Raw genomic sequence first — 23,990 nt, 5'->3', positions numbered from 1 at the left:
TTAGTCTAATTTGACACCTGTCCGTATTGTCATTTATGACATAATTATGGTCAAATAAGACATAAACAGAGTGTCTAACCGGTTAAAATCAGCCAAATAATGGCTATTTTGGTAAGCACAGCAAAGGAAACGAGTGACTTATGCCCTATTTCAAACCTTTTAAAATGATTATTCTTGGCTTCGATGGTGTGCTCGGTAGTGTACTATCTGGCGCATTGGACTTGTTTTCATTCACGGGGGTCAGCTGGCAGCGCTTTTCGAATGAGTCTGTAGAGCCACGATTTAATGTACAGATTGCAAGCTTAGGTGGCGGTGATATCAGGTGCAGCAATCGGTTAATCATGCAAGCCCACTGTGATATCCGAGACGTGACAGAGTGCGACTTATTGCTTGTGCCCACCATTGGCGATTCTATTGATAAGGTATTGACGCAAAACAGTGAGCTACTGCCACATTTAGTACGGCTTGCGAATACCAAGGCCGATATAGCAAGCAATTGTAGCGGAGCATTTTTTTTGGCAAAGGCGGGATTGTTAGATCATAAGATAGCCACCACACACTGGGGCTATGCCAATAAGTTTAAGGCAGACTTTCCATTAGTGGACCTACAAGAGAATCAGTTTGTGACCCATTCAAGAAGCGAGTCGACAAACCAGTCGGGCAATATATTTTGTGCAGCTGGCGGCAGCGCCTTTTATGATTTAGGGCTATTATTGATTGAGCGATACTGCGGACGTGAGATCTCTACACAAGTGGCAAAAACCCAAATCATCGATAGCAAAAGAGGCAGTCAAAATAGCTATACCAATGTGACCCTGCACAAGCCGCATTCTGATCATTTGATTAAACAAGTACAAGAGTATATCGAAGAAAACTTTCAACATTCTTTGCAGGTCAGCAGTTTAGCCGCTATGGTAAATATTACCCCGCGCACTTTAAACAGGCGCTTCCAGTCCTGCGTGGCAATGCGACCGATTGAATATATTCAGGCCGTCAGAATTGAACAAGCCAAACGCTTACTTGAATTAGGCGATGTATCAATAAAATCGCTTGCCGATCAAGTAGGTTATGATGATATCTCTTCATTCACGCGTCTATTTAAACGTGCGACAGAGCTGACACCAAAAGAGTATCAAGATAAGTTTTCGCGGTTGGCTATTTAAAAAGGACAGTGATTAGCGTTTAAGCAGTCTGCCACAAGCCTTCCACTTGGATGGCATCAGCCTTGATGGTTGGATAATCGGTAAATACTAGCTGATAGCCACCATTTACATCAGGACTCATCTGGCAAGTTACTCCTAGCGGAAAACTGTATTTTTTGCCGATATGACCAAAAGGCATACCACTATATATCGGCAATCCTGTCAATTCATGCAGCTGACGAATGACTGTGGCGACATCATAACGTTTGTCATAGCTGTCCTCGCCCGTACCAGACAATGCTCCAAATACAATCGCTTGCTGATTTTTAAAGACGCCTGCGAGATATAAGTCATATAACATGCGCTCAATACGATACGCCTGCTCGCCGACATCTTCTAAAAACACAATACCGCCATCGATACGCGGTAAATACTCACTACCTGCCATCGCTGATACGACACTTAAGTTACCACCCCAAATCGTACCAGTTAACAGTTTTGGCTCACCCTTTGTCAGTATGGCAGGTAGCTGCTGACTGGTTAACGAAGCATCTTGTATACTGATAGTTAGATTGGGATTGGTCAGCACTTCAACAAACTGCTGACAGCTGACTTTATCAGGCGCGGTTTTACCAAACTCACTATAGAGCATCGGTGCTGCAAATGAGCTCATTGACCCTTTTGCCAATAGCGCACATTGAATAGCCGTTACATCACTGAATCCTGCGAGTATCGTGCCGCGCTCCTTCATAATTCGTCCTAGTGTCGACCAATCCACCATAGGCAATATGCGCATGGCACCGTAGCCGCCGCGCACACCTAACAGCAGCTTGGGCGCGGCTATTGCCCCAGTGGCAAGGTTTTGAAAATCGCTAGCACGCTGTGAGTCCGTTCCCGCAAAGCGTAAATACTGACGATTGGTAATAGCAGGATTCTCTACTTTAAACCCAGCACAAGCCACACGATCTAATGCCAACTGATTACGCTCATCACTACCACCCACATTGGAGCTAGCAAAAAGTCGCGTCTCAATCGTGGGCGTGATACAACCTGCCTGCGTCAGTGATTCCTGTGACGTTTGTGCTAATGAGCGATTATCCAATAACGAAGTTGGCAGATCATCCTTGGTCAGTTGCGAGTTATTGCCAGACTCGATGTGACTGGCTGCCAACGCTTGAGAAATACCTTGGCTCGCTAATACCGCTGTGCCTGCACTCACACCGATTCGACGTAGAAACTGCCGACGGTTTAGCCCAGATGTTGTTTCAGTTGCACGACTATTTTTATCATCTGTCCATGCCTGACGCTTAATCCCCATATCTTACTGCTACCTTATCGCTTTTATTTTTATGACTTGTGTTTTTAGACCTTGTGGCAGCATATTGTAGACGCTTTTCTGATGCTGATGGTTGCCTAATCTTTACCGATATTTACTTTTTCGCTACTGAGACACACAATATAGGTCAATTAGATTTGTTACTGTAAATACAAATTCATCGCAAAAAACAAAAGGTAATAATTATGTTTAATAAAAAAACCGATAAAAACAAGTCACTTGACTCTAATTTAGAATACTTGCTAGGTAAAGAAGACAAGCTGAAAGAAAAGTTAGAAGATAGCGGCTACCTTGAGCCGTTTAGTGATGATTTAATGCTATTTATGAGTCTTGTCAAAGACTATTATAAAGGTGACTACCGTAAGATTCCTTTTAAGACAATCTCAGCTGGCGTTATTGGTGCGCTCTATGTGCTAAATCCAATTGACCTTATTCCTGATTCTATTCCGTTTATCGGTCATATCGATGATGCGCTAGTACTTAAATTTTGTTTGAAGCAGGCCAGAAAAGATCTGCAAAAATACAAAGAATGGAAGCAGGAACAATCAGCTACTAAGGATAAGTTAGAATCTAACAATGATACGGATAAGACTGATAACGACAAGACTAGTACTGATGAGAAAGACAGCGACGAGACTGGTACTAATTTGAAGAAAGCCTCATAAATATTAGTACTTTCAGCTATGAAAAAACTGCACTATCGAAAAAGCCACGACCGCGAATTAATATTTCGGTCGTGGCTTTTGTTATTCACAATTCATTCAATACTGTATTTTAATCAGGCACTTCATAATTAGCTTTTTCTGGATTAAGACCAAACGAGTAGACGAATGTTGCAACGAGGCTATTGACAATAATGAAAGGTAGATCAATCGTAGCATGACCAAGTGCATAGCGACCAAGCAGCCAAGAGACGATCAACATGATAATAAGAAATGCACCCAAATATGCCAAAATCGCAGGATGTTTTAGATTATAAGGCTGCTCAGGCGTCGGTTGTTTGTCTAATACATACGTCCTTACCGCCCAACCAGCTGCATAAGAGAACCCACCTAACACCACGTAACTGAAAAAATTCATATCGCTTAACTCTAATGGTATGACTGTTTATAACAAAATGCTGTTTATACAAATATCATCGACCAACAATAATATTTATAGTCGATACTTATCCAAGTACTATCGTTAACGCTTATTTAAATACTATCATCAACATTATCGATAACAAGATTAGCATGTGGATTGGCTAAAATATCAGTATTCACCTCGTCGCACTCCACGCGGTAGATCGTGTTGGCACCTCGGTAAATATACGACAAGTACTCACTGTCTAAGAGCGGATCAATATTTGCATAGGCTGGTTTGACATGAGCCAGTACAAGTACTCGATCAGGACGACCAATAACTGCATTGACATTATCTGGATCGATAGAGAAGAACTGCGGTATGTCGCTATTTTCAATCACTTCTAACGGCTCTGGAGTATCCCAGACACGCTTAGCAGTGACGGGTTCTTTCATCTGCATCACCCAAGTGTCGTCTTGCTGGCTGACCTTTATCTGAGCAGGCTCATCTTGACTCACCGTATAACAACCTTCAAAGACAGACAGATCTGCCGCAACTTCGGTATCTGCTTGAGGGCTGGTATCATTACAAGCGCTCAGAAAAATCGCGCTGCTAGCAGTCACACTGAGCATTAAATACGTCAGTCTCTTATTAAATAAATTCGAGCGTAAGGACATAATGGGGTTATCCTGCAATCATGCATTAAAAACTTTTATTAAGTGTACTATTATCAAAATGTCACTAGATAGCTGTATCAGAAAAATGCGCTTGGGCATCTTTGTAGCAAAGGCAGCTCTGTAACTAAAAACTAGAGCCTTTCAGAGAGCTTCGCTATTTTAACAGAAAACCAAGACGTTACTATTATGTTATAAGTTACCGTAAGAGTTTTCTGACTTTGTGCGTCACGACTGCCCATATTTATGATAGATTTGCTATACTCACAACGTCATCATCATCGTTCGAATAACGTAAACGAGATGCTCTAATACTACCCTATGCTTACCACTTATCAGGTCCATACTCCTTTATGTCAGACAACCGTAATTCAATGCCAAACACTCATAAAGACAACGCGATTGATCCATTGGCTGCTAAAACAAATACCACTGTGGCCTATACTGATGGTGCTTGCAAAGGCAATCCTGGCGCTGGCGGCTGGGGCGCACATCTTATATTTAGTGATGGCAGCACGCAAGATTTGTACGGCGGCGACAAAGAAACCACCAATAACCGTATGGAGCTAATGGGTGCAATACAAGCCCTGACCCATAGCCCGCATGAGCATACTCTTGAGATTTGGACTGACTCCAGTTATGTCAAAAAAGGCATCACTGAATGGATTGAAGGTTGGAAGAAAAAGGGCTGGAAAACTGCCAGTAAAAAGCCAGTCGCCAATCAAGACCTATGGCAACAATTGGATAAGCTCTGCCAACAGCGTGATGTTAGCTGGCATTGGGTCAAGGGTCACGCTGGACATGCTGGTAATGAAAAAGCAGACGGGCTGGCAAACCTAGGTGTCACATCAAACAGCGGCCATTCAGCTATAGTCAGTGAAGCAGATACGACTAAAAAAAAAGACCACATAGCGTCTGATATTGTTATTAATATTGACGCTAACACTGATACCTTGCAAAAACCATCTAGCGCTGACTGGCTAAGTTTCGATCCATTGGGTCTAGATATAATGGACGATGAGTTTGATGAAGAGCTCTTAGAAAATGAGCCGCTAAAAGAAGATAGTCAGAGTACAGCTAACACCCTTAAGATGAATAAAGACATTGCTGTAGAATCTAGCAATCATCAAGACAATACATACAACCCGACGAGTACCAAAGCTATGCCAGATATTCAAACGCACCTAGATGATACCGTCGACAACGATATGTTGCCAAGTGTAGAATCTGATGCCCCTAAGTTCGATGGGGATACTAGCCGTGCCAACCCATATTTTAAGCCGCTACTACCAAAGCCGATACACCGCCATGAAGCAGATCGCCAGCTTATCATGGATACAGAAACTACAGGGCTTGATGCACTAAAAGGCGACCGTATTATCGAGGTCGGTATTGTGGAGCTGGTCGGACGTAAGTTTACTGGTGAAAAGCTGCACGTTTATATCAATCCGCAGCGCGGTATGGATGATGAAGTCATTCGTATTCATGGTATCTCTGAAGCATTTTTGACTGACAAGCCGACCTTTGATCAAGTTGCTCAGTCTTTGTATGACTTTATGGACGGCGCTGAGATTATCGCTCATAACGCTACTTTTGATATGAACTTCTTAAATATGGAGTTTGCAAAAGTTGGTCTGAATGATTTTGCTAATCGAGTGCAAGTAACCGATTCACTGGCGATGGCCAAGCAGCAGTATCCTGGGCAAAAAAACACGCTAGATGCCCTCGTGCGTCGCCTAAATGTTGGTAAGCAAGACCGTACTTTTCACGGGGCATTACTTGACTCAGAGATTTTAGCCGAAGTTTATCTGGCGATGACTGGTGGACAGGTCACGCTTGCCATCGAAGAGGATACAGATACCGATGGCGGACAAACCGCTCATGCAAGTTTCGCCAATTTAGCGAATTTATTGCTGGCATCAACGGCGGATGAAACTGCTGACCAAAGCTGGTATGCGGCTTTGGCAGAAGATTATCCTGCCCTAAAAGCTAGCATGTAATTGTCGTTCGAATTTTTATTGAACCGACATTTGTATAATTTAGTCTTGATTATTATGATAGAAAGCGTTAAAACATCACTAGCCAATACTTTCTGAATCAAATTTATATTGCTATTCTCATCAGTACATTATGGAAAAATACTTATGGACCAGTCTGCGCAAATGAAGCTAACCGCCCCAACGCTTAGTGTTACTGATTTTAACCTACCATCACTCCATTTACTGCATGATGAGGTTATAGCAACGCTTAAAGATACCGAGATTCATTTAGGTGAGTTCAATGATGATAGTAGTCAGGCGCCTTTGTTGTCAGATTCTATCGAAGTATTAAAGCAGCTGTCTTGTATTTTCAAACTCATTTCTTTGGTCGGTGCAGAAGCATTGAATGATGCCATTGTTGGTGGTTTACAGAGACTTTATGACAATGGTGATAATAACGATACTGATTTGATCATGGATCTATCAGAAGCCATCATGACCTTGGATCGTTATGTTGAGTTTGTCCTCTTGACTGAATCGGTAGAGCCTACTCTACTGATACCTGTAATCAACAAGCTTAATGCGCATAGTCAAGAAGCTCCTATTACGGCAGACTATTTCTCTGCATTTGGTAGCAGTAGTGTCATCATCGCCAACCCTGAACAAAACTTTGAATCTCTAAGCACGCTTAATCTAGACACAGAGCTGCTGACCAACGCGTATCGTAGTGGCCTTAGCATTGCACTACTCAATCAAGATGGCAAAATTGACTCAGCAGATCAGCAAAAGCTGGATGCTATGAGTGCAGCTTGTGCATTAATTGCCTCAAATACTGATAGCTTATTTTGGCAAGCGGCGACTGCTGCTGTGACTGATATCGCAGCAGTATTACCATTAAACTTGAGTCAAAAACACACACTTATCTATTTAGAGCAGCAATTTCAAAGCTATTTACCAGTCATGGATACCCGCTTTGCAGATTTAGTGAGCTTTGCCTGTCAACGTGATAACGAGCAAGCGCATCAACTACGTGAACAGTATGCCAGTAACCATTTAGAAGGTGCTCAGCTAGAACAAATGAAACGCTTTTTATTCGGTCCTAACCGCGAACTTACCGATACGTTAAACACAATTATTCAAAATCAGATCAATAATATTAAAGAACACGTCGATAGTTATGCACGTGGCGATTCAATCAACCCTATTGATATGCAGACCGCGCAAATTATCGAAGAGCTGACTGAGCTTAGTTCAGCATTACGTTTATTAGGTCTGTCCAACGCAGCCAATAGTCTTAGCGAAGCAGCAGAAGCTGTGAGCCATTGGCAAGCACCTTCCCCTGACGATTTTGATCATTTGCTACTAGCGTTAATGCATGCAGAGAACGCCGCCATTGCCATGGCAGAGATGCATACACCAGGGGCAATCTATCTGCCACTGAATAACCCGCATATCTCATTGCATCAGCTTAATACGGCTAATGATACCTTGATACAAGAAAGCCGAACTGCTATTGCTAGTGCCGAGCAAGCCATCAATGATTATTTGGCGGAGCCTGAGCGCGATATGCTCAATATCCAAAATATTCCTGGGATGATGCGTCAAGTAGCAGGCGCAGTACGCTTCTTACAACTGCCCACACCTTCCAGCATGCTGAGTCAGCTAGCCAACTACATTGAAAAGCGTATCGAAGGCGGACGACGTATCGAAGACAGTACGTTAGCCTGCATCGCTGATGTTATCATGGCGGTCGATCATCACTTAGATGGTTTTGAGAATAATCGCCCTGTCAGCAAACAAGCGCTTGATGTGGGGCAGCAAAGCTTAAGCCACCTACTTGCTGCTTAACTTTTCTTATTGTCATGGCATGGTTATTATCTCTTAGCCATGACATCTCATTTACGTATAGATAATTCAAGATAATGTAGGTACGAGTCAGGCACGTGAAAGCGCTACAGTCATTAGGTTGAACTAGCCTGGTCATGAGGCTGAACCAGCCTGGCAACATATATGGATATCTGGGTATCTGGTTTACATAGAATTGATGATATTTTACTCTAAAACAGTCTGTGTCTACGTCGATGCGGACTTACTTTATAATGTTTGGAATTTTATATGGCCCATGCTTTTGTATTAAGTGATGACAGTATCTTATGCCGTCAAATGCCAGATGGTTGGTGGCCTTTGCAAGTTCAGCTATCGCCCGATAGTAATGACTTAAGCGAGCAAGCTTATCAGGTTGGTCACGTAACGCTGCACGAGAGCCTAGCACCAAATCATTGGTTATCAGACGACAGCACTGGTAACGATGCAGATGATACGGTTGATGCCAATATGGCTCATAGCTTTACTGCCCAATCGACGAGCGCCATGACTTATGACTATGCAGTTGCTCATAACGTGACGCTACCAATTATTGCTGAAAGCAGTGGTAACACTTTTGTTCCTTATCGAAAACTGATGACTCATCTACCAGTCGCCTTGTCAGATCAGATTAGCCAGGCAATACAACTACTAAGCTGGCAAGCAGATACACAGTTTTGTAGTCGCTGTGCTAGTCCTACTGTACATGCTGACCAAGGCGAACGTGCCATGGTTTGTCCAATATGTCGATTGCGCCAATACCCTCGCGTACAACCTTGCGTCATCACTGCTATTACTCGGTCAAATCCAGTGACGGGTGAGATGCAAATCTTACTGGCTCACCATCACCGTCATGGACAGCAAAACCTGCCGCCAATGTATGGTTTGATCGCAGGGTTTGTAGAAGTTGGAGAGAGTCTGGAGCATGCCGTAGTACGTGAAGTCGCAGAAGAGGTCAATATCAGAGTATCAGATATCCGCTATGTGAGCAGTCAGCCATGGCCATTCCCCTCTAATTTGATGCTTGGTTTTCGTGCATCGTATGCCAATGGCGATATTATCTTGCAAGAAGATGAGCTAGCACATGCTGATTTCTTTGATCTCTCAAACCTACCCAGAATTCCACCAAAGGGTAGTATCGCTCGCGATTTGATTGATCAAGTGGCTAAAGAACAAAATATAGATTTATAATCAGTACTTATCTACAAATACCACATTACGCTATAGTATTGTATTTTCAATCTCATCTCTTTAAAATCGCTGCTCCTGTGATAAGCGTTTTACTTTAAATCTTATTTTTTAATAAGTAACACGCTAACCTGAGCAGTAAGACGCTGACAGAGCAGATGCTCTTATAGATACTGTTTTACAAAGACCGCTTTCTCAACCTTTTATCTCTATTTATACTAATACCAATTCTAACGACTGGTATTAAGGTCCTTAATTAAATGCAAAGTAGCACCAATATACGCTTAGTTAATCTACCTATCTTATTCGATGCATTACACATTGATACCTTGCCCGCTGACATACAGGCAAAAATTGCACGTGTGGATGCTTGTTTGCCACAGACGCAGTGCGGGCTATGTGAGCATCCAGATGGTTGCCTGCCATATGCCGCTGCGATTGTATTAGATGGCGAGCCGTATAATAAATGTGTGCCTGGTGGTCAGCCAGTCACCAATGCGATTGCTCAGACTCTCGATATAGATACTCTTGACACTACGCTGACGGCGGTGCCTTCACAGTGGCCAATAGATGCCACCTCTGAACGTCCGACCGAGGTTCGTGCGGTTATCCGTGAAGATGACTGTATCGGCTGCACCAAATGCATCCCTGCTTGCCCAGTCGATGCTATCGTTGGTACTGGCAAGCATATGCATACGATTTTTACAGATTTGTGCACGGGCTGTGAGCTATGTATCGCGCCCTGCCCTGTTGATTGCATTGACTTAGTTACGATTGAGCGAGAAATATCTGAGCCTGAGCGAATAGCAGAGCAAGAGGATTTGAGACAACGCTACCATACCCATTTAAAACGCGTCACAGAACAGCTTGCTGATACGAGCAATAGTAGACCTGTCGTTAGTATGGTAGAGGCTAAGCTCAATAATGCAGCAAGCCAGTCTCTAAACATCAGTGAGTCACAAGCAAAAAACACCATTGCTGCTGCCAAGCTCCGTACCAAAATCAAAAAACTAGAAAAGCAACTGAGTGTGCGTGCAAACGATAAGAATCAAGCAGAGCTCGAATCTTTACAAGCCGAGCTTGAGTCATTGCAAGTAGCGCTATAACGGTAATAACTGATTACGCAGTTAGTTCATTAATAAATTGATACTTTAATCATTAACATGAATGCTAGCGCTAGCATATAATTTGGCACCACCATTCATCAAAATAATAGCCAAAATGCCATGAGTAAAACGGTCAAACATAAAACAGCTGACACGCCGCCCTCTAGACGAATGCCCAATCGTGACGTGCGTCCATTCTTTGAAAAGCTGGCAGCGACTATTGATGAGCCTGTCACCGAACTCAATTATGACAGTAATTTTGAATTACTTATCGCGGTAATTTTGTCCGCACAAGCGACTGATGTCAGTGTCAATATTGCTACCAAGCAATTGTACCCTGTGGCCAATACACCTGAAGCCATACTGGCACTAGGCGAAGACGGTCTAAAATCCTATATCAAAAACATTGGTTTATATAATGCCAAAGCAAAAAACGTCATCAAAACCTGCCGTGATTTGATTGAGAAATTTGATAGCACCGTTCCTGATAACCGCAAAGACTTAGAGTCACTGGCAGGTGTCGGCCGTAAAACTGCCAATGTCGTGCTAAATACGGCCTTTGGCCAGCCGACCATGGCCGTTGACACGCATATCTTTCGTGTGGGTAATCGTACTGGGCTTGCTACTGGCAAAACCGTACTCATCGTCGAAAAAAAGCTGGTCGAGCGCATTCCAGAAGACTTCATCGTAGACGCCCATCATTATCTTATCTTACACGGCCGCTATACTTGCCAGGCTCGTACACCCAAATGCGGCGCTTGCCCTGTCTATGAAGAATGTATGTTTAAAGATAAAGCTGCATTTTTAGAGTTGTAACGTATTGTTCATTCCAAGCAGACGCTACTGCTAGCTAATCACTCAGCTAAATAAACCGCTATCCAGTAACCAGCTTTGATTGCAATGAACTGCTTGTTGAGCATTTCTTATAGTAGAGCAAGTGTTGCTCACTAGAGTTTTATAACGTTTCAAGGTAGAATAACCCTATTTTGCGTTAAGAGATTTTGGCCATTACCCTGCTTCTGATAAGGCAATCTGCACATTAGCGTTGTCTATTAGGGCAAGTACTGACCCAACTCGTTACCGCCAAGACCATATTAGAGCGAGGCAGTATCATTTTATATATTGATTGAATGATAGTCCGCTCACCCTTTGGTCATATTTATTAGAAAAGATTTTAGTCAAAACCGATTTTAAATTAAGAAATACCAATTATCTGCCGCGTGAATGCGTGGTCAAAATTAATTAGAGCAGCACCCAGATGTGCTGCTTTTCCTACCCTTATTGATTCAATTAAGCGATCCCATTATGCGTGAATACAACTTATTTACCTCAGAATCTGTGAGCGAAGGCCATCCTGACAAAATGGCTGACCAAATATCAGACGCTATCCTTGACGCTATCTTACGTGAAGATCTGCACGCACGTGTGGCATGCGAAACCTTAGTAAAAACAGGCGCAGTCATACTTGCAGGTGAAATCACTACAACGGCAAATATTGATTTAGAGCGTCTGGTTCGTGACACCGTAAATGGCATTGGCTATCACCATTCAGACCTAGGCTTTGATGGCGAAACTTGTGCAGTCATCAACATGCTAGGCAAGCAATCTCCTGAAATCGCGCAAGGCGTCGATCGTAGCGACCCTGAAGAGCAAGGTGCAGGCGACCAAGGTTTGATGTTTGGTTATGCAAGTAATGAAACCGAAGTACTGATGCCAGCGCCTATCGAGTATGCTCATCGTTTGATGGAGCGTCAGTCGGAGCTGCGCCGCGCAGGTGAGTTGCCATGGTTGCGTCCAGATGCCAAAGCGCAGGTAACCTTGAAGTATGACGGCAATCGTCCTGTCGCCATCGATGCTGTTGTATTATCAACACAGCATGATCCAAGCATCTCGCAGTCAGATCTACAAGAAGCGGTGATGGAATCTATCATCAAGCAAGTGCTACCAGCTGACTTATTGCACGCTGGCACACGCTATCATATCAACCCAACTGGTAAGTTTGTGATTGGTGGTCCTGTTGGTGATGCTGGTCTGACTGGTCGTAAAATTATTGTTGATACTTACGGCGGTATGGCACGTCATGGTGGCGGTGCGTTCAGTGGTAAAGATCCTTCAAAAGTGGATCGCAGTGCTGCTTACGCGGTACGTTATGTGGCCAAAAACATCGTAGCAGCAGGTCTTGCTGAGCGCTGTGAAGTACAGGTCAGCTATGCGATTGGTGTCGCTGAGCCTACCTCTATCTCTGTTAATACCTTTGGTACTAGCAAAATCAGCAACGATGAAATCATCCGCTTGATTCGTACGCACTTTGACCTACGTCCTTACGGCATTACCCGTATGTTGAACTTACTACAACCAATGTATCAGCAGACTGCTACCTTTGGACACTTTGGTCGTCCAGGTTCAGAGACTGCCTTTACGTGGGAAAAAACAGACAAAGCTGATATCTTAAAAGCAGACGCTGGTTTATAAGAGTCACTACTTTAAAACGTTTACCAACCATTTTTATATACTAAAAACTACTGACACTTATTATTAGGAGTTGCTTATGTCTCAAGACAATATTCAAGACCAAAACGCTGATGCTAACATCGAAATCACCCCTGAAATGCAGGCATTTTATCAACGTGCTGACGCTATCATCGGTATCGCCAACAGCCAGCTAGGCCCTGAAGCACATTCAGGTCAAGTAGGTGCTTCTTTATTGTATGCTGCAGCACGCTATAGCGCGTCAGTTGCCTCTATCGGCTTCGTCAAAGGTGATGATTTCGCCAAAGAAAAAGATGATATCGTCGAGTTTTATGTCAAACAGTATCGCCAAATGCTAAGCGATAATTTAACTGATTATGCTCAAAACTTTGACAAATACGTGCAGCTAAATCAAGATGACAAACCAGCTGAATAAGCGAATCTCGTCATTCTAGATGTCTTTGATTTAGACATACTGTTGTAAAATTAGTATTTGATAGCAGAAAACAAAACCCCAAACTCAATTGAGCTTGGGGTTTTTGTATGGTGTTTAAGTGGATAGCTACTGACAAATGAGCTACCATAAAAGACTAAATATTTATCATTAGTAGGCAAATCCATTATCGATAACAGGACGCTATCGAATATTATTAATAAGGACATTTTTTATGAAACAAGCTCTATCTACTCGTCGATTTTCCACAATTAATCAATCTCCGTTCAAACCATCATCACTTATATTGATATTAGTTCTAGCTTTAACGGGCTGTAGCTCTATGTCTGATATCGGTACGTCGGGTCAAACACCTACCCCATCCAGTCCTGATATCAGTCAACAATTTGAAGGTGCTCTGACTCAATGCCCGCCCGCTAACCCTGCCAACAATATCTGTACAGCCCAGTATGAGCCGGTCTGTGTAAAAACGAAAGTTGGAGCAGTTGTTAGCTACCGAACGGCTAGTAATGCCTGCTCAGCCTGTAATATTCCTGAAGCCGTTGGTTATTCAAAAGGCGAATGTAGCTAATCTACAAAGTGGTTGTATCGAGATCTGCTGTACTGAAAGCTGATGTATTGAAAGGTTTTTTATTAAAAATATTGAGCATCCATAAAAATACCCAGCTTATGACAAGCTGGGTATTTTTGTAGCTAAGAAATAAACTCTAAAGCTTAAGCATCTTTCTCAAGTGCTGGTGGGCCTTTTAGCAACTCTTCATCACGGAACTCATTAGCCGAGTTGTGCTCTGCTGACTCTTCTGTGGTGAACCATTGCTGATTACGATACAGTATCAAGCGATCTCGACTGAGACCGCGCAATAGAGAATACATCATCACGACAATCACAATAGCAAAAGGAAAACCTGAGACAATCGATGCCGCTTGTAATGCACTTAAGCCACCTGCTGCTAGCAATACAGCAGCGATAACACCTTCAGAACCAGCCCAAAATAAGCGCTGAATCTTTGGTGGATTGGTATCACCACCTGATGTCAGCATATCGATGACAAAACTGGCTGAATCTGACGAGGTAACAAACCATAATACAATCATCACCACGATGAGCAAGTTGACCGCACCTGTTAATGGATAAGACTCCATCAATTTAAAGATAGCGCTACCCGTATCGGCTTTGACCGCTTCGATCAGACCTGGGCTAACTATGTTAGGGTCTGCTGCTGCTACCAACTCCATATTTACCGCAGAACCACCAAAAGCAGTAAACCACAGGAACAATATCGTGATAGGAATTAACAGTACGCCTAATATAAATTCACGGATGGTACGGCCACGAGAGATACGTGCAACGAATACCCCAACGAATGGTGACCAGCTAATCCACCATGCCCAATAGAAAATCGTCCAAGAAGCTTGCCAATTTTCTTCGCCTCTATAAGACTCTGTCCATAGACCTAATGGCACGATTTGATGCAAATAGTTGCCGATGTTTTCTACGAAGCTGTTAAAGATAAACTGCGTAGGCCCAAAGATAATCACAAAACTTAGCAATATCACAGTGAACAATATATTGGTATCACTTAGACGCTTGATGCCTTTATCCAATCCCATAAACAGAGATAACCCTGCTAGCATGGTGATAAGGCCAATCAAAATAATCTGCACCGTAATATTATTGGGTATACCAAATAACGTCTCAAGGCCTGAGTTGATCTGCAAGACGCCAAGACCTAACGTGGTCACTACCCCAAACATCGTACCAAATACGGCGAGCGTATCTACCGTATGTCCCCAACCGCCGTAGATTTTTTTACCCAATATTGGATAAAGTGTCGAACGGATAGCCAGTGGTAAACCTACTCGATAATGAAAATAAGCAAGCGATAGCGCAACCATGCCATATAGCGCCCATACATGTAGACCATAATGTAGGAACGAGATATTCATCGCTTGCTTGGCAGCGGCAACTGTCTCCGCCTCGCCTAATGGTGGTGCCATGAAATGATACAATGGCTCAGCGGTGCCCCAATAAAGCAGCCCAATACCGATACCGGCTGAAAACAGCATACCAATCCAAGAAACCATATTGTACTCTGGCCTCTCATTCTGATGACCGAGTCTGATATCGCCGTAGCGGCTAAATATCATATAAATACTCATGACCAATGTTAAATTGACCACGACAATAAAGAACCAGCCAAAGCGTAAAGAGACAAATGCTTTTGCTTGGTTAAATACGACTTCTGCTTGTTCGTTGAATAAAGCGCCAAAAATAATGAACGCCAGTATCAAGATTGCTGAAGTCAAAAATACAGGTTTACTTACCCGCGGAAAAGGGCCTAATCGGCCAACTTTTACATGATCCATAGGTATATCCCCAAAAAAGTGCGTAACCATACCAAGGTATGAACGAATTATCAAATATAACACCTTGTAAATACTGCCGAATGTATAGAAATGGTAGTAACATTTCGGTAATAATTTTCAACAATCCGAATTTGTCCTGAATAAATTTAAGTATCTTTACCCAATAAAGAAGCCCCAATTTAAAAATAAATTGGGGCTTCTTCTGTTAAAAGCTTGAGTAGCTGTCTTACTTTTACCTACTTTTAGTCACCTTTAACAATCTTAGGTGGCCCTTTTAGTAGGTGCTCATCAGCAAATTCATCTGCCGAGTTGTGATCTGCTGATTCTTCAGTAATATAATGCTGCTGCGCTCTATATAATATCAATCGATCGCGACTCAAACCACGCAGTAGCGCATACATCATGGCAAATATAACCAAAGCAAATGGCAATCCTGCTACGATAGCGGCTGCTTGTAACGCGCTCAATCCACCAGCAGCCAACAAAACAGCAGCAATGACGCCTTCAGTGCTTGCCCAAAATAAACGTTGAATCTTTGGCGGATTGGTATCACCACCAGCCGTCAGCATATCGATGACAAAACTTGCTGAATCTGATGAGGTCACGAACCACAATACAATCATAATCACAATCATAAATGTGATGGGTTGCGCCAATGGATAGTACTCAACCAATTTAAAAATGGCACTACCAAAATCTGTTTGTACTGCCTCGACCAGTCCAGGACTAACCAACGCCGGATCAATAGCAGCGAGCAGCTCCATATGAATAGCAACGCCGCCGAAAGTTGAAAACCAAAAGAACAATATGGTCATAGGGATAAGTAATACCCCAAGTACAAACTCTCTAATCGTACGACCACGGCTGATACGAGCAATAAACACGCCGACAAACGGTGCCCAACTCACCCACCATGCCCAATAAAATATCGTCCATGCTGACTGCCAGTTTGCCTCACCTTCATAGGACTCACCCCACAGACCTAATGGCACAACCACTGAAAGATAGTTGCCGATATTTTCTAGGAAGCTATCAAAAATGAAAAGCGTCGGTCCTAAGACGACCATAAAACCAAGTAGAATAGCCGTTAAACCGATGTTCACATCACTTAGACGCTTGATACCCTTATCCAAGCCCATCATGACAGAACAGGCGGCTAAAGCAGTAATAAAAGCAATCAGAGCGATTTGTATTGTGAGAGTATTAGGAATACCAAATAACTTCTCAAGCCCTGAGTTAATTTGCATAACGCCAAGACCGAGTGACGTCACCACACCAAACATCGTACCGAATACGGCTAAGATATCAACGGCATGACCCCACGAGCCATATATCTTTTTACCCAATATAGGATAAAGGGTTGAGCGAATCGATAGTGGTAAGCCACGGCGAAAATGGAAATAGGCTAAAGATAGCGCTACAATCGCGTACAATGCCCAAGCATGTAAGCCCCAATGTAAAAAGGTAATATTCATCGCCTGTTTGGCGGCTTCTATCGTTTCCTTTTCACCGAGTGGCGGTGCCATAAAGTGATATAAGGGCTCTGCTGTACCCCAGTAGACAAGTCCAATACCGATGCCAGCAGAGAACAGCATACCGATCCACGAAAATAGACTGTACTGTGGTGTCTCAGTTTGAGCACCAAGACGAATATCGCCATAACGGCTCATAGACAAATAAACACAAAGTCCTAAGGCCACATTAACGAGAATAATGAAAAACCAACCAAATTTATCGGTAATAAAGCCTTGTAAAAAACTGAACAACGTACCGGCAGATTCAGTAAAAAAAACGCCAAGAACAATAAATATAATAATAAGTAATGCTGAAGTTAAAAAAACAGGTTTACTTACCCGCGGGAAAGGGCCTAACCTGCCAACTTTTACATGATCCATAGGTATATCCCCAAAAAAGAGCGTAACCATAGCAAGGTATGAACGAATCACTAAATATAACACCATGTAAATACTGCCGAATGTATAGAAATCGTAGTAACATTGCAGCAATAATATTTCGACAAACTGAATTTGTTCTGAACAAATTTAAATATCTTTACCCAATAAAGAAGCCCCAATTTACTTTTAAATTGGGGCTTCTTCTATTAAAAGCTTAAGTAGCTGTCTTAATCCTATCTACTTCTTAGTCACCTTTAACAATCTTAGGTGGCCCTTTTAGCAGATGCTCATCAACGAATTCATTCGCTGAGTTATGGTCTGCTGATTCATCCGTAATAAAGCCTTGTTGCGCTCTGTATAGAATCAGACGATCGCGACTCAAACCACGCAGTAGCGCATACATCATGACAAAGACCACTAAGGCAAACGGTAGTCCCGCTACGATAGCCGCCGCCTGTAGCGCAGACAATCCACCAGCCGCTAGCAAGATAGCGGCGATAACGCCTTCTGTCGTCGCCCAAAATAAGCGCTGGATTTTAGGTGGGTTGGTATCGCCACCAGCAGTCAACATATCGATGACAAAGCTAGCAGAATCTGACGAGGTCACAAACCATAGCATAATCATGACGACAATCAGTAGCGTAATCGGTTTTGCCAATGGATAGTACTCGACCAACTTAAAGATGGCACTACCAGAATCCGCTTGTACTGCTTCAACCAATCCTGGGCTAACACCTGACAGAGCAGAAGCAAGCTCCATATGAACAGCAACGCCGCCAAAGGTGGTAAACCAGAAGAACAAAATCAGCATTGGAATCAGTAGTACACCAAGCGTAAATTCACGGATAGTACGGCCACGAGAGATACGAGCAATAAAGATACCAACGAATGGTGCCCAGCTTACCCACCATGCCCAATAAAATATCGTCCAACTACTTTGCCAATCTGTACCGCTATAAGACTCACCCCATGTACCTAGAGGTACAATCACAGTCAGATAGTTGCCGATGTTTTCGATAAAGCTATCAAAGATAAATAGCGTTGGTCCTAAGATGACCATAAACGCTAATAAGACGATAGTGAAACCAATATTGATATCACTTAAACGCTTAATACCTTTATCCAAACCCATCAAGACTGAAGCTGCTGCTAGCGCTGTGATGAAAGCGATCAAACCAAACTGTACGGTAAGACTGTTAGGCATACCAAACAGCTTTTCGAGTCCAGAGTTGATCTGCATAACCCCAAGCCCGAGTGAGGTAACCACACCAAACATCGTACCAAACACAGCCAAGATATCGACCGTGTGTCCCCAACGACCATAGATCTTTTTACCAAGTAAAGGATACAAAGTAGATCGAATCGATAATGGTAGGCCGCGACGGAAATGGAAGTACGCTAAAGATAGCGCTACAATCGTATAAATCGCCCAAGCATGTAGACCCCAATGCATAAACGAGATATTCATTGCTTGCTTGGCGGCTTCTACTGTCTCGGCATCGCCCATTGGTGGTGCCATAAAGTGATACAACGGCTCGGCTGTACCCCAGTAGACAAGTCCAATACCGATGCCGGCAGAGAATAGCATGCCAATCCAAGAGAACAGATTGTACTGCGGTCGTTCTGTTTGGTTACCTAGTCGAATATCACCATAGCGACTCATTGCCAAGTAAATACAAAGCGCAAGCGCAGTATTAACTAGAATAATGAATAGCCAACCAAACTTATCGGTAATAAAATTTTGTAAAAAACTAAAAACAGCCCCTGCTGTTTCGGTGAAAAACGCACCGAAAATAATAAAGCCAACAATCAGCAGTGACGATGTAATAAACACAGGTTTACTTACCCGCGGAAAAGGTCCTAATCTGCCTACTTTTACTTCTTCCATGTGCAAGTCTCAAATTTCAAGGAACGTTACCTTAACAAAATAGGTCTTAACTATCAATCTATTACAAAATAAAACTTGATAAAACTATTAATTTACTCTAAAAGAATTCGATAGTTTTATTAAAATAATTAAATATACAGGTAGATAAATACGTCTTTAATTTGATGTTTTTTCAATATTGTTTCGATGTTATTTGGGCAATAATCTGAGTAATTGTGCATCATTACCGTCTTCAAGTGTCCACACTTGCCCGTCTACTGCTAGCACACTGCGTACACGCTCTCCCATGTCATAGCGATAACGCTCAGCCGCGGTATTGTCGTCGTTTATGCCCACTACGATAAGCGCTTTAGACGATAAGCCACTGATAAGCGCATTGCCCTGCCAGCTAGGAAAGTCATTATGAGTACCAGCCGCATAGATGCTCATAGCAGATGGTGATATGACAGGTGTCCAAGTAATTTTGGGTGCCGCAAACTCTGGCTTAGTATCATGGTCAGGAATATCTAGACCTGAATAATTGCGTCCATTGGATACCACTGGCCAGCCATAGTTGTTACCCTTCTCAATAATATTAAATTCATCCCCGCCCTTTGGTCCCATCTCGTGCGCCCAAAGCTGTCCGCTATCGTCAAATGCCATACCAAGCACATTGCGATGTCCGATGGTCCAAAACTGTTTGGCCAACTCATTATCAGTAAACGGATTGTCTGTCGGGGCGTTACCATCAGGACTCAACCGTATTATCTTACCCAAATTACCACTCATGTCTTGTGCTGGGTCTTTGTCTTGACGCTCGCCTGAGCTGATATATAGATAGCGGCCATCGGGCGAAAACAGCAGGCGATGACTATAATGTCCTTGCCCTGTGACTTTCGGAGACTGTTGCCAGATAGGCGTGATATCTTGCAACGTAGGTGTGGTTGTCTCTAATCCTGAAAGTGTCGCTTTGATCACTTTAGCACCAAATTTATTGCTATCACTTCCTGTTCCTGCTTCCGCGTAGCTAAGATAGACGGTATTGGACGTCGCAAAATCTGGAGCCACGATGATGTCTCCTAAACCGCCTTGACCACCGTAAGCGACTGTAGGAACGCCTTCGATTTTGGACTTATTACCCGTCGCGGTATCTACGATAAATAGCTCACCTGTTTTTTGTGTTACTAGTAATTTTGGCGCTTTGCTATCTGTAATGGGTAACGCTGTCATGGCCCAAGGCTCATCAAAGGTAGCGATTGCCTTAGTGGTAAAGTCAGGCTTGCTAGTCTTTGTTTGTGTGGTCGTTTGTGTGGCGGTTTGAGTATCGCTATCTGAAGTGGAAACTTCTGTAGACTCTGTTGCAGTGCTTTTGTTATTGCTAGGACTTACTGTAGAAGGATTGGAGCACGCGGCAGTGCTAAACAGCAATGCTGCAATGATTAGTGGCGAAGTTAAAGGTATATTTATACGTTCAATATGGGCTGTCATCGGTCTGTTTCTCCATTCAGTTGATACTGGTACTATTAGTCATTGATTTAGTTATAGCATAGTCCTGATACTTAAGAGATATCGAAATGGTAAAAAAACAGTAACGTAAAACGCGCCTTATAAATAAAAACCCCTTACCTACGATTGTAGATAAGGGGTTTGTTTTAAGCGTAAAGTTGGGTCATAAAGACATCGATGCCAATACGATTAGCTCATTCTAAGCTTATCAAAAGTTAGCTTGTCATCGGCACCCACATCGACTTTGATAATATCACCAGCGACAAAATCACCTGCTAATAGTTTCAATGACAATGGGTTTTCGATCTCTTGTTGAATGGCACGCTTCAAAGGACGAGCACCATAAACAGGGTCATAACCCACGGCAACCAATTTATTCATCGCATCTGCTGACAGCTCAATATCCATCTCACGCTCTTGGATACGCTGACGCAATCGATCCAATTGAATATCTGCAATACCTGCCATCTGTGACATACCAAGCGGATGGAAAACTACGATTTCGTCAATACGGTTGACGAACTCTGGACGGAAATGCTGCCCAACAGAATCCATTACTTCCGCTTTGATATCCTCGTAGCTCTCGCCAACCATTTCTTGAATCTTATGCGAACCTAAGTTACTGGTCATGATGATCACAGTGTTTTTGAAATCTACCACCCGACCTTGCGAATCGGTTAAGCGGCCATCGTCCAATACTTGCAGTAAAATGTTGAACACATCAGGATGCGCCTTCTCTACTTCATCGAACAATATGACGCTGTATGGCTTACGGCGTACCGCTTCAGTCAACGTACCGCCTTCTTCATAACCGACATAACCTGGAGGCGCGCCTACCAAACGGCTGACACTGTGTTTTTCCATATACTCACTCATGTCGATACGTACGATTGCATCTTCAGAGTCAAACAAGAAGTTTGCTAGTGATTTGGTCAGCTCAGTTTTACCAACGCCTGTAGGCCCCAAGAATAAAAACGAGCCTGAAGGACGGTTTGGATCAGACAAGCCTGCACGGCTACGACGTACCGCATTGGCCACCGATTCGACCGCTTCGTTTTGACCGATAACACGCTCATGGAGCTTTTCTTCCATTGCGATCATCTTGTCACGCTCGCCTTGCATCATTTTGCTGACAGGAATACCAGTCGCGGCCGCAACCACTTCGGCGATTTCGTTGTCTGTCACCTTGTTACGTAGCAATTTAACACCGCTACCTTCACCTGTCTGCTCTTTTTGCTCAGCCAAATCAGACTCATGAATACGTCGCTCTAACTGCGGAATAGTTTCGTACTGCAGCTTACTCATGGTCTCATAGTCGCCTTCGCGGCTAGCCTTGTCATACGCAATACGGGCTTTATCTAGCTCGTCTTTTAACTGTTGACTGCCTTTGACCAGTGCCTTCTCTGCCTGCCAAACCTCGTTGAGATCAGCATACTCTTTTTCCAATTCCGCTATTTGCGCATCGAGCACTTTACGCTCGGCTTGCGCGCCAGCATCTTCTTCATTTTTGAGCACTTCACGCTGCATTTTTAGCTGAATGAGGCGACTATCGAGTTTACCTAATGATTCAGGCTTGCTGTCCATCTCCATACGCAAGCGGCTGGCTGCTTCGTCAATTAAATCAATCGCCTTATCTGGTAGCTTACGGTCAGTGATATAGCGATGGCTCATGCGCGCAGCAGCAATGATGGCGCTATCTTGAATATCGACGCCATGGTGCAGCTCGTAACGCTCTTTTAAACCCCGTAATATCGCAATGGTATCTTCGACTGTTGGCTCATCGACCAAAACCTTTTGAAAACGACGTTCAAGCGCAGCGTCTTTTTCGATGTACTGGCGATACTCATCAAGGGTGGTCGCACCAACGCAGTGCAGCTCACCGCGTGCCAAAGCAGGTTTTAGCATATTACCCGCATCCATCGCACCTTCAGACTTGCCTGCACCAACCATCGTATGCAGCTCATCGATGAACAGAATGACATTGCCTTCTTGTTTGGCCAAGTCGCTCAATACGCTTTTGAGGCGTTCTTCAAACTCACCACGGAATTTTGCCCCTGCAATCAGCGCGCCTAAGTCTAATGACAGCACTTCTTTACGGCGCAGACCTTCTGGTACGTCGCCATTGATGATTTTTTGTGCCAAGCCTTCGACAATCGCCGTTTTACCAACGCCCGGCTCACCGATGAGCACAGGGTTGTTTTTGGTACGGCGCGACAGTACCTGAATGGTACGGCGAATTTCTTCGTCACGGCCAATGACTGGATCTAGTTTGCCAAGCTCTGCTTGCTCAGTCAGATTAATCGTATATTTGTTGAGTGCATCACGCTGATCTTCGGCGTTTTGGTTATTGACGGTATCATCACCGCGCAGCTGCTCAATGACCGCTTTTAGTTTGCTTGCCGTCACGCCTGCACTTTCAAATATTTTTTTGGTTTCGCCTTGCTCAGCGAGTGCCAACATGACCCATTCAGTCGCAATAAAATCATCGCCTTCTTTTTGCGCCTGACGATCTGCCAAGTTCAATATTTTTACCGAGTTTGGGTTTAGATTGACGTCACCTGTCGGCTCCGAAATGGTCGCTTGGTTATCCAATGCTTTAGCAACGCCATTTTTTAACGCTGGAATAGAAGCACCTGCTTGTTGGCAGATAGATAAATTAGACTCATCTTGTAGCAACACGGCAAGCAAATGCACAGGATCGATACCCGTATGATCGCGACCTAATGCTAGGCTTTGTGCTTCTTGAATGGCGGATTGCAGTTTTTGAGTAAACTTCTCAAATCTCATGTCTATATCCTTTTATAATTGGTATTTTCAGTCGCACCTCTAAGGATTATCTTAGTCTAGTGCCTACTGTTATCTGTCACTTATATAAGGTATATATACACCTATTTCAAGAAGATTACCAAATAAAACCTTACTTAAAACAATGATATTTATTATTAATAATATTTAAAGGGATTGTTAATTATAGATAAAATAAATCAAAAGGGTAACAAAGCTATTTATTGGTGCAAATAAATGATAAATTCTGCCGAAAATAGTAATGAGCAATGCACTTATTTGTCATAAACCTAAC

At 43.2% G+C, this 23,990-nt stretch carries 18 protein-coding genes; 10 read left to right on the top strand and 8 right to left on the bottom strand.

Going from position 1 to position 23,990, the window contains the following annotated elements; translation table 11 throughout:
- The first annotated feature begins 140 nt into the window (after positions 1–140).
- A complete protein-coding gene (locus JMX63_RS00925; RefSeq protein ID WP_114700239.1) occupies positions 141–1,163 on the top strand; it encodes a GlxA family transcriptional regulator in 1,023 nt (340 codons plus the stop codon).
- 19 nt (positions 1,164–1,182) lie between these two features.
- Here the strand turns inward: JMX63_RS00925 and JMX63_RS00920 are convergent, their stop codons facing one another.
- Positions 1,183–2,460 (bottom strand): LD-carboxypeptidase, encoded by a 1,278-nt coding sequence (locus JMX63_RS00920; RefSeq protein ID WP_201570151.1) that lies wholly within the window; start codon positions 2,458–2,460, stop codon positions 1,183–1,185.
- 203 nt (positions 2,461–2,663) lie between these two features.
- Between JMX63_RS00920 and JMX63_RS00915 the strand changes: the two genes are divergently transcribed.
- Positions 2,664–3,143 carry a YkvA family protein gene (locus tag JMX63_RS00915; RefSeq protein WP_165597862.1) on the top strand — a complete coding sequence of 160 codons (480 nt, stop codon included), beginning with the start codon at positions 2,664–2,666 and terminating at the stop codon, positions 3,141–3,143.
- Positions 3,144–3,252: 109 nt separating this feature from the next.
- On the opposite strand, the gene JMX63_RS00910 is transcribed toward JMX63_RS00915, so the two are convergent.
- Complete coding sequence (locus JMX63_RS00910) at positions 3,253–3,558, bottom strand: hypothetical protein (RefSeq protein WP_165597863.1); 306 nt, start codon at positions 3,556–3,558, stop codon at positions 3,253–3,255.
- Positions 3,559–3,674: 116 nt separating this feature from the next.
- Positions 3,675–4,220, bottom strand: coding sequence for a hypothetical protein (locus JMX63_RS00905; RefSeq protein ID WP_227673194.1), 546 nt, complete (start codon positions 4,218–4,220; stop codon positions 3,675–3,677).
- Positions 4,221–4,570: 350 nt separating this feature from the next.
- Here JMX63_RS00905 and dnaQ point away from each other — a divergent pair, with 350 nt between their 5' ends.
- The 8 genes from dnaQ (at position 4,571) to JMX63_RS00865 (ending at position 13,847) form a co-directional block, all read left to right on the top strand.
- Positions 4,571–6,217, top strand: a complete 1,647-nt coding sequence (gene dnaQ / locus JMX63_RS00900; RefSeq protein WP_201570145.1) for a DNA polymerase III subunit epsilon — start codon at positions 4,571–4,573, stop codon at positions 6,215–6,217.
- 144 nt (positions 6,218–6,361) lie between these two features.
- A complete protein-coding gene (locus JMX63_RS00895) occupies positions 6,362–8,044 on the top strand; it encodes a hypothetical protein (protein WP_201570143.1) in 1,683 nt (560 codons plus the stop codon).
- A gap of 267 nt (positions 8,045–8,311) precedes the next feature.
- Entirely contained in the window at positions 8,312–9,250 is a 939-nt protein-coding gene (nudC, locus tag JMX63_RS00890) for an NAD(+) diphosphatase (RefSeq protein ID WP_201570141.1), read from the top strand.
- 257 nt (positions 9,251–9,507) lie between these two features.
- Positions 9,508–10,353, top strand: a complete 846-nt coding sequence (locus tag JMX63_RS00885) for an RnfABCDGE type electron transport complex subunit B (RefSeq protein WP_201570139.1) — start codon at positions 9,508–9,510, stop codon at positions 10,351–10,353.
- A 120-nt stretch (positions 10,354–10,473) separates the two neighbouring features.
- On the top strand, positions 10,474–11,169 hold the full coding sequence (nth, locus tag JMX63_RS00880) for an endonuclease III (RefSeq protein ID WP_057760685.1): 696 nt from the start codon (positions 10,474–10,476) through the stop codon (positions 11,167–11,169).
- Positions 11,170–11,658: 489 nt separating this feature from the next.
- Positions 11,659–12,825, top strand: coding sequence for a methionine adenosyltransferase (metK, locus tag JMX63_RS00875; RefSeq protein ID WP_057760687.1), 1,167 nt, complete (start codon positions 11,659–11,661; stop codon positions 12,823–12,825).
- 76 nt (positions 12,826–12,901) lie between these two features.
- Entirely contained in the window at positions 12,902–13,258 is a 357-nt protein-coding gene (locus JMX63_RS00870; protein ID WP_102078350.1) for a DUF3144 domain-containing protein, read from the top strand.
- A 232-nt stretch (positions 13,259–13,490) separates the two neighbouring features.
- Positions 13,491–13,847 (top strand): hypothetical protein, encoded by a 357-nt coding sequence (locus JMX63_RS00865; RefSeq protein WP_201570130.1) that lies wholly within the window; start codon positions 13,491–13,493, stop codon positions 13,845–13,847.
- 143 nt (positions 13,848–13,990) lie between these two features.
- Here JMX63_RS00865 and JMX63_RS00860 read toward each other — a convergent pair whose 3' ends face one another.
- The 5 genes from JMX63_RS00860 to clpB all read right to left on the bottom strand — a co-directional run bounded on the left by JMX63_RS00860 (position 13,991) and on the right by clpB (position 23,698).
- Entirely contained in the window at positions 13,991–15,643 is a 1,653-nt protein-coding gene (locus tag JMX63_RS00860; RefSeq protein ID WP_057760694.1) for a BCCT family transporter, read from the bottom strand.
- 242 nt (positions 15,644–15,885) lie between these two features.
- Positions 15,886–17,538 carry a BCCT family transporter gene (locus tag JMX63_RS00855; protein WP_201570122.1) on the bottom strand — a complete coding sequence of 551 codons (1,653 nt, stop codon included), beginning with the start codon at positions 17,536–17,538 and terminating at the stop codon, positions 15,886–15,888.
- Between the two features lie 244 nt (positions 17,539–17,782).
- Positions 17,783–19,426 (bottom strand): BCCT family transporter, encoded by a 1,644-nt coding sequence (locus JMX63_RS00850; RefSeq protein ID WP_160021307.1) that lies wholly within the window; start codon positions 19,424–19,426, stop codon positions 17,783–17,785.
- Positions 19,427–19,615: 189 nt separating this feature from the next.
- Positions 19,616–20,893 carry a PQQ-dependent sugar dehydrogenase gene (locus JMX63_RS00845; RefSeq protein WP_201570120.1) on the bottom strand — a complete coding sequence of 426 codons (1,278 nt, stop codon included), beginning with the start codon at positions 20,891–20,893 and terminating at the stop codon, positions 19,616–19,618.
- Positions 20,894–21,100: 207 nt separating this feature from the next.
- Positions 21,101–23,698, bottom strand: coding sequence for an ATP-dependent chaperone ClpB (gene clpB, locus JMX63_RS00840; RefSeq protein WP_101205647.1), 2,598 nt, complete (start codon positions 23,696–23,698; stop codon positions 21,101–21,103).
- Between the last annotated feature and the right edge of the window lie 292 nt (positions 23,699–23,990).

It is taken from the genome of Psychrobacter nivimaris (genome assembly GCF_904846365.1).
Lineage (GTDB): Bacteria > Pseudomonadota > Gammaproteobacteria > Pseudomonadales > Moraxellaceae > Psychrobacter > Psychrobacter nivimaris_B.
This window is presented reverse-complemented; position numbering and strand designations above follow the sequence as displayed.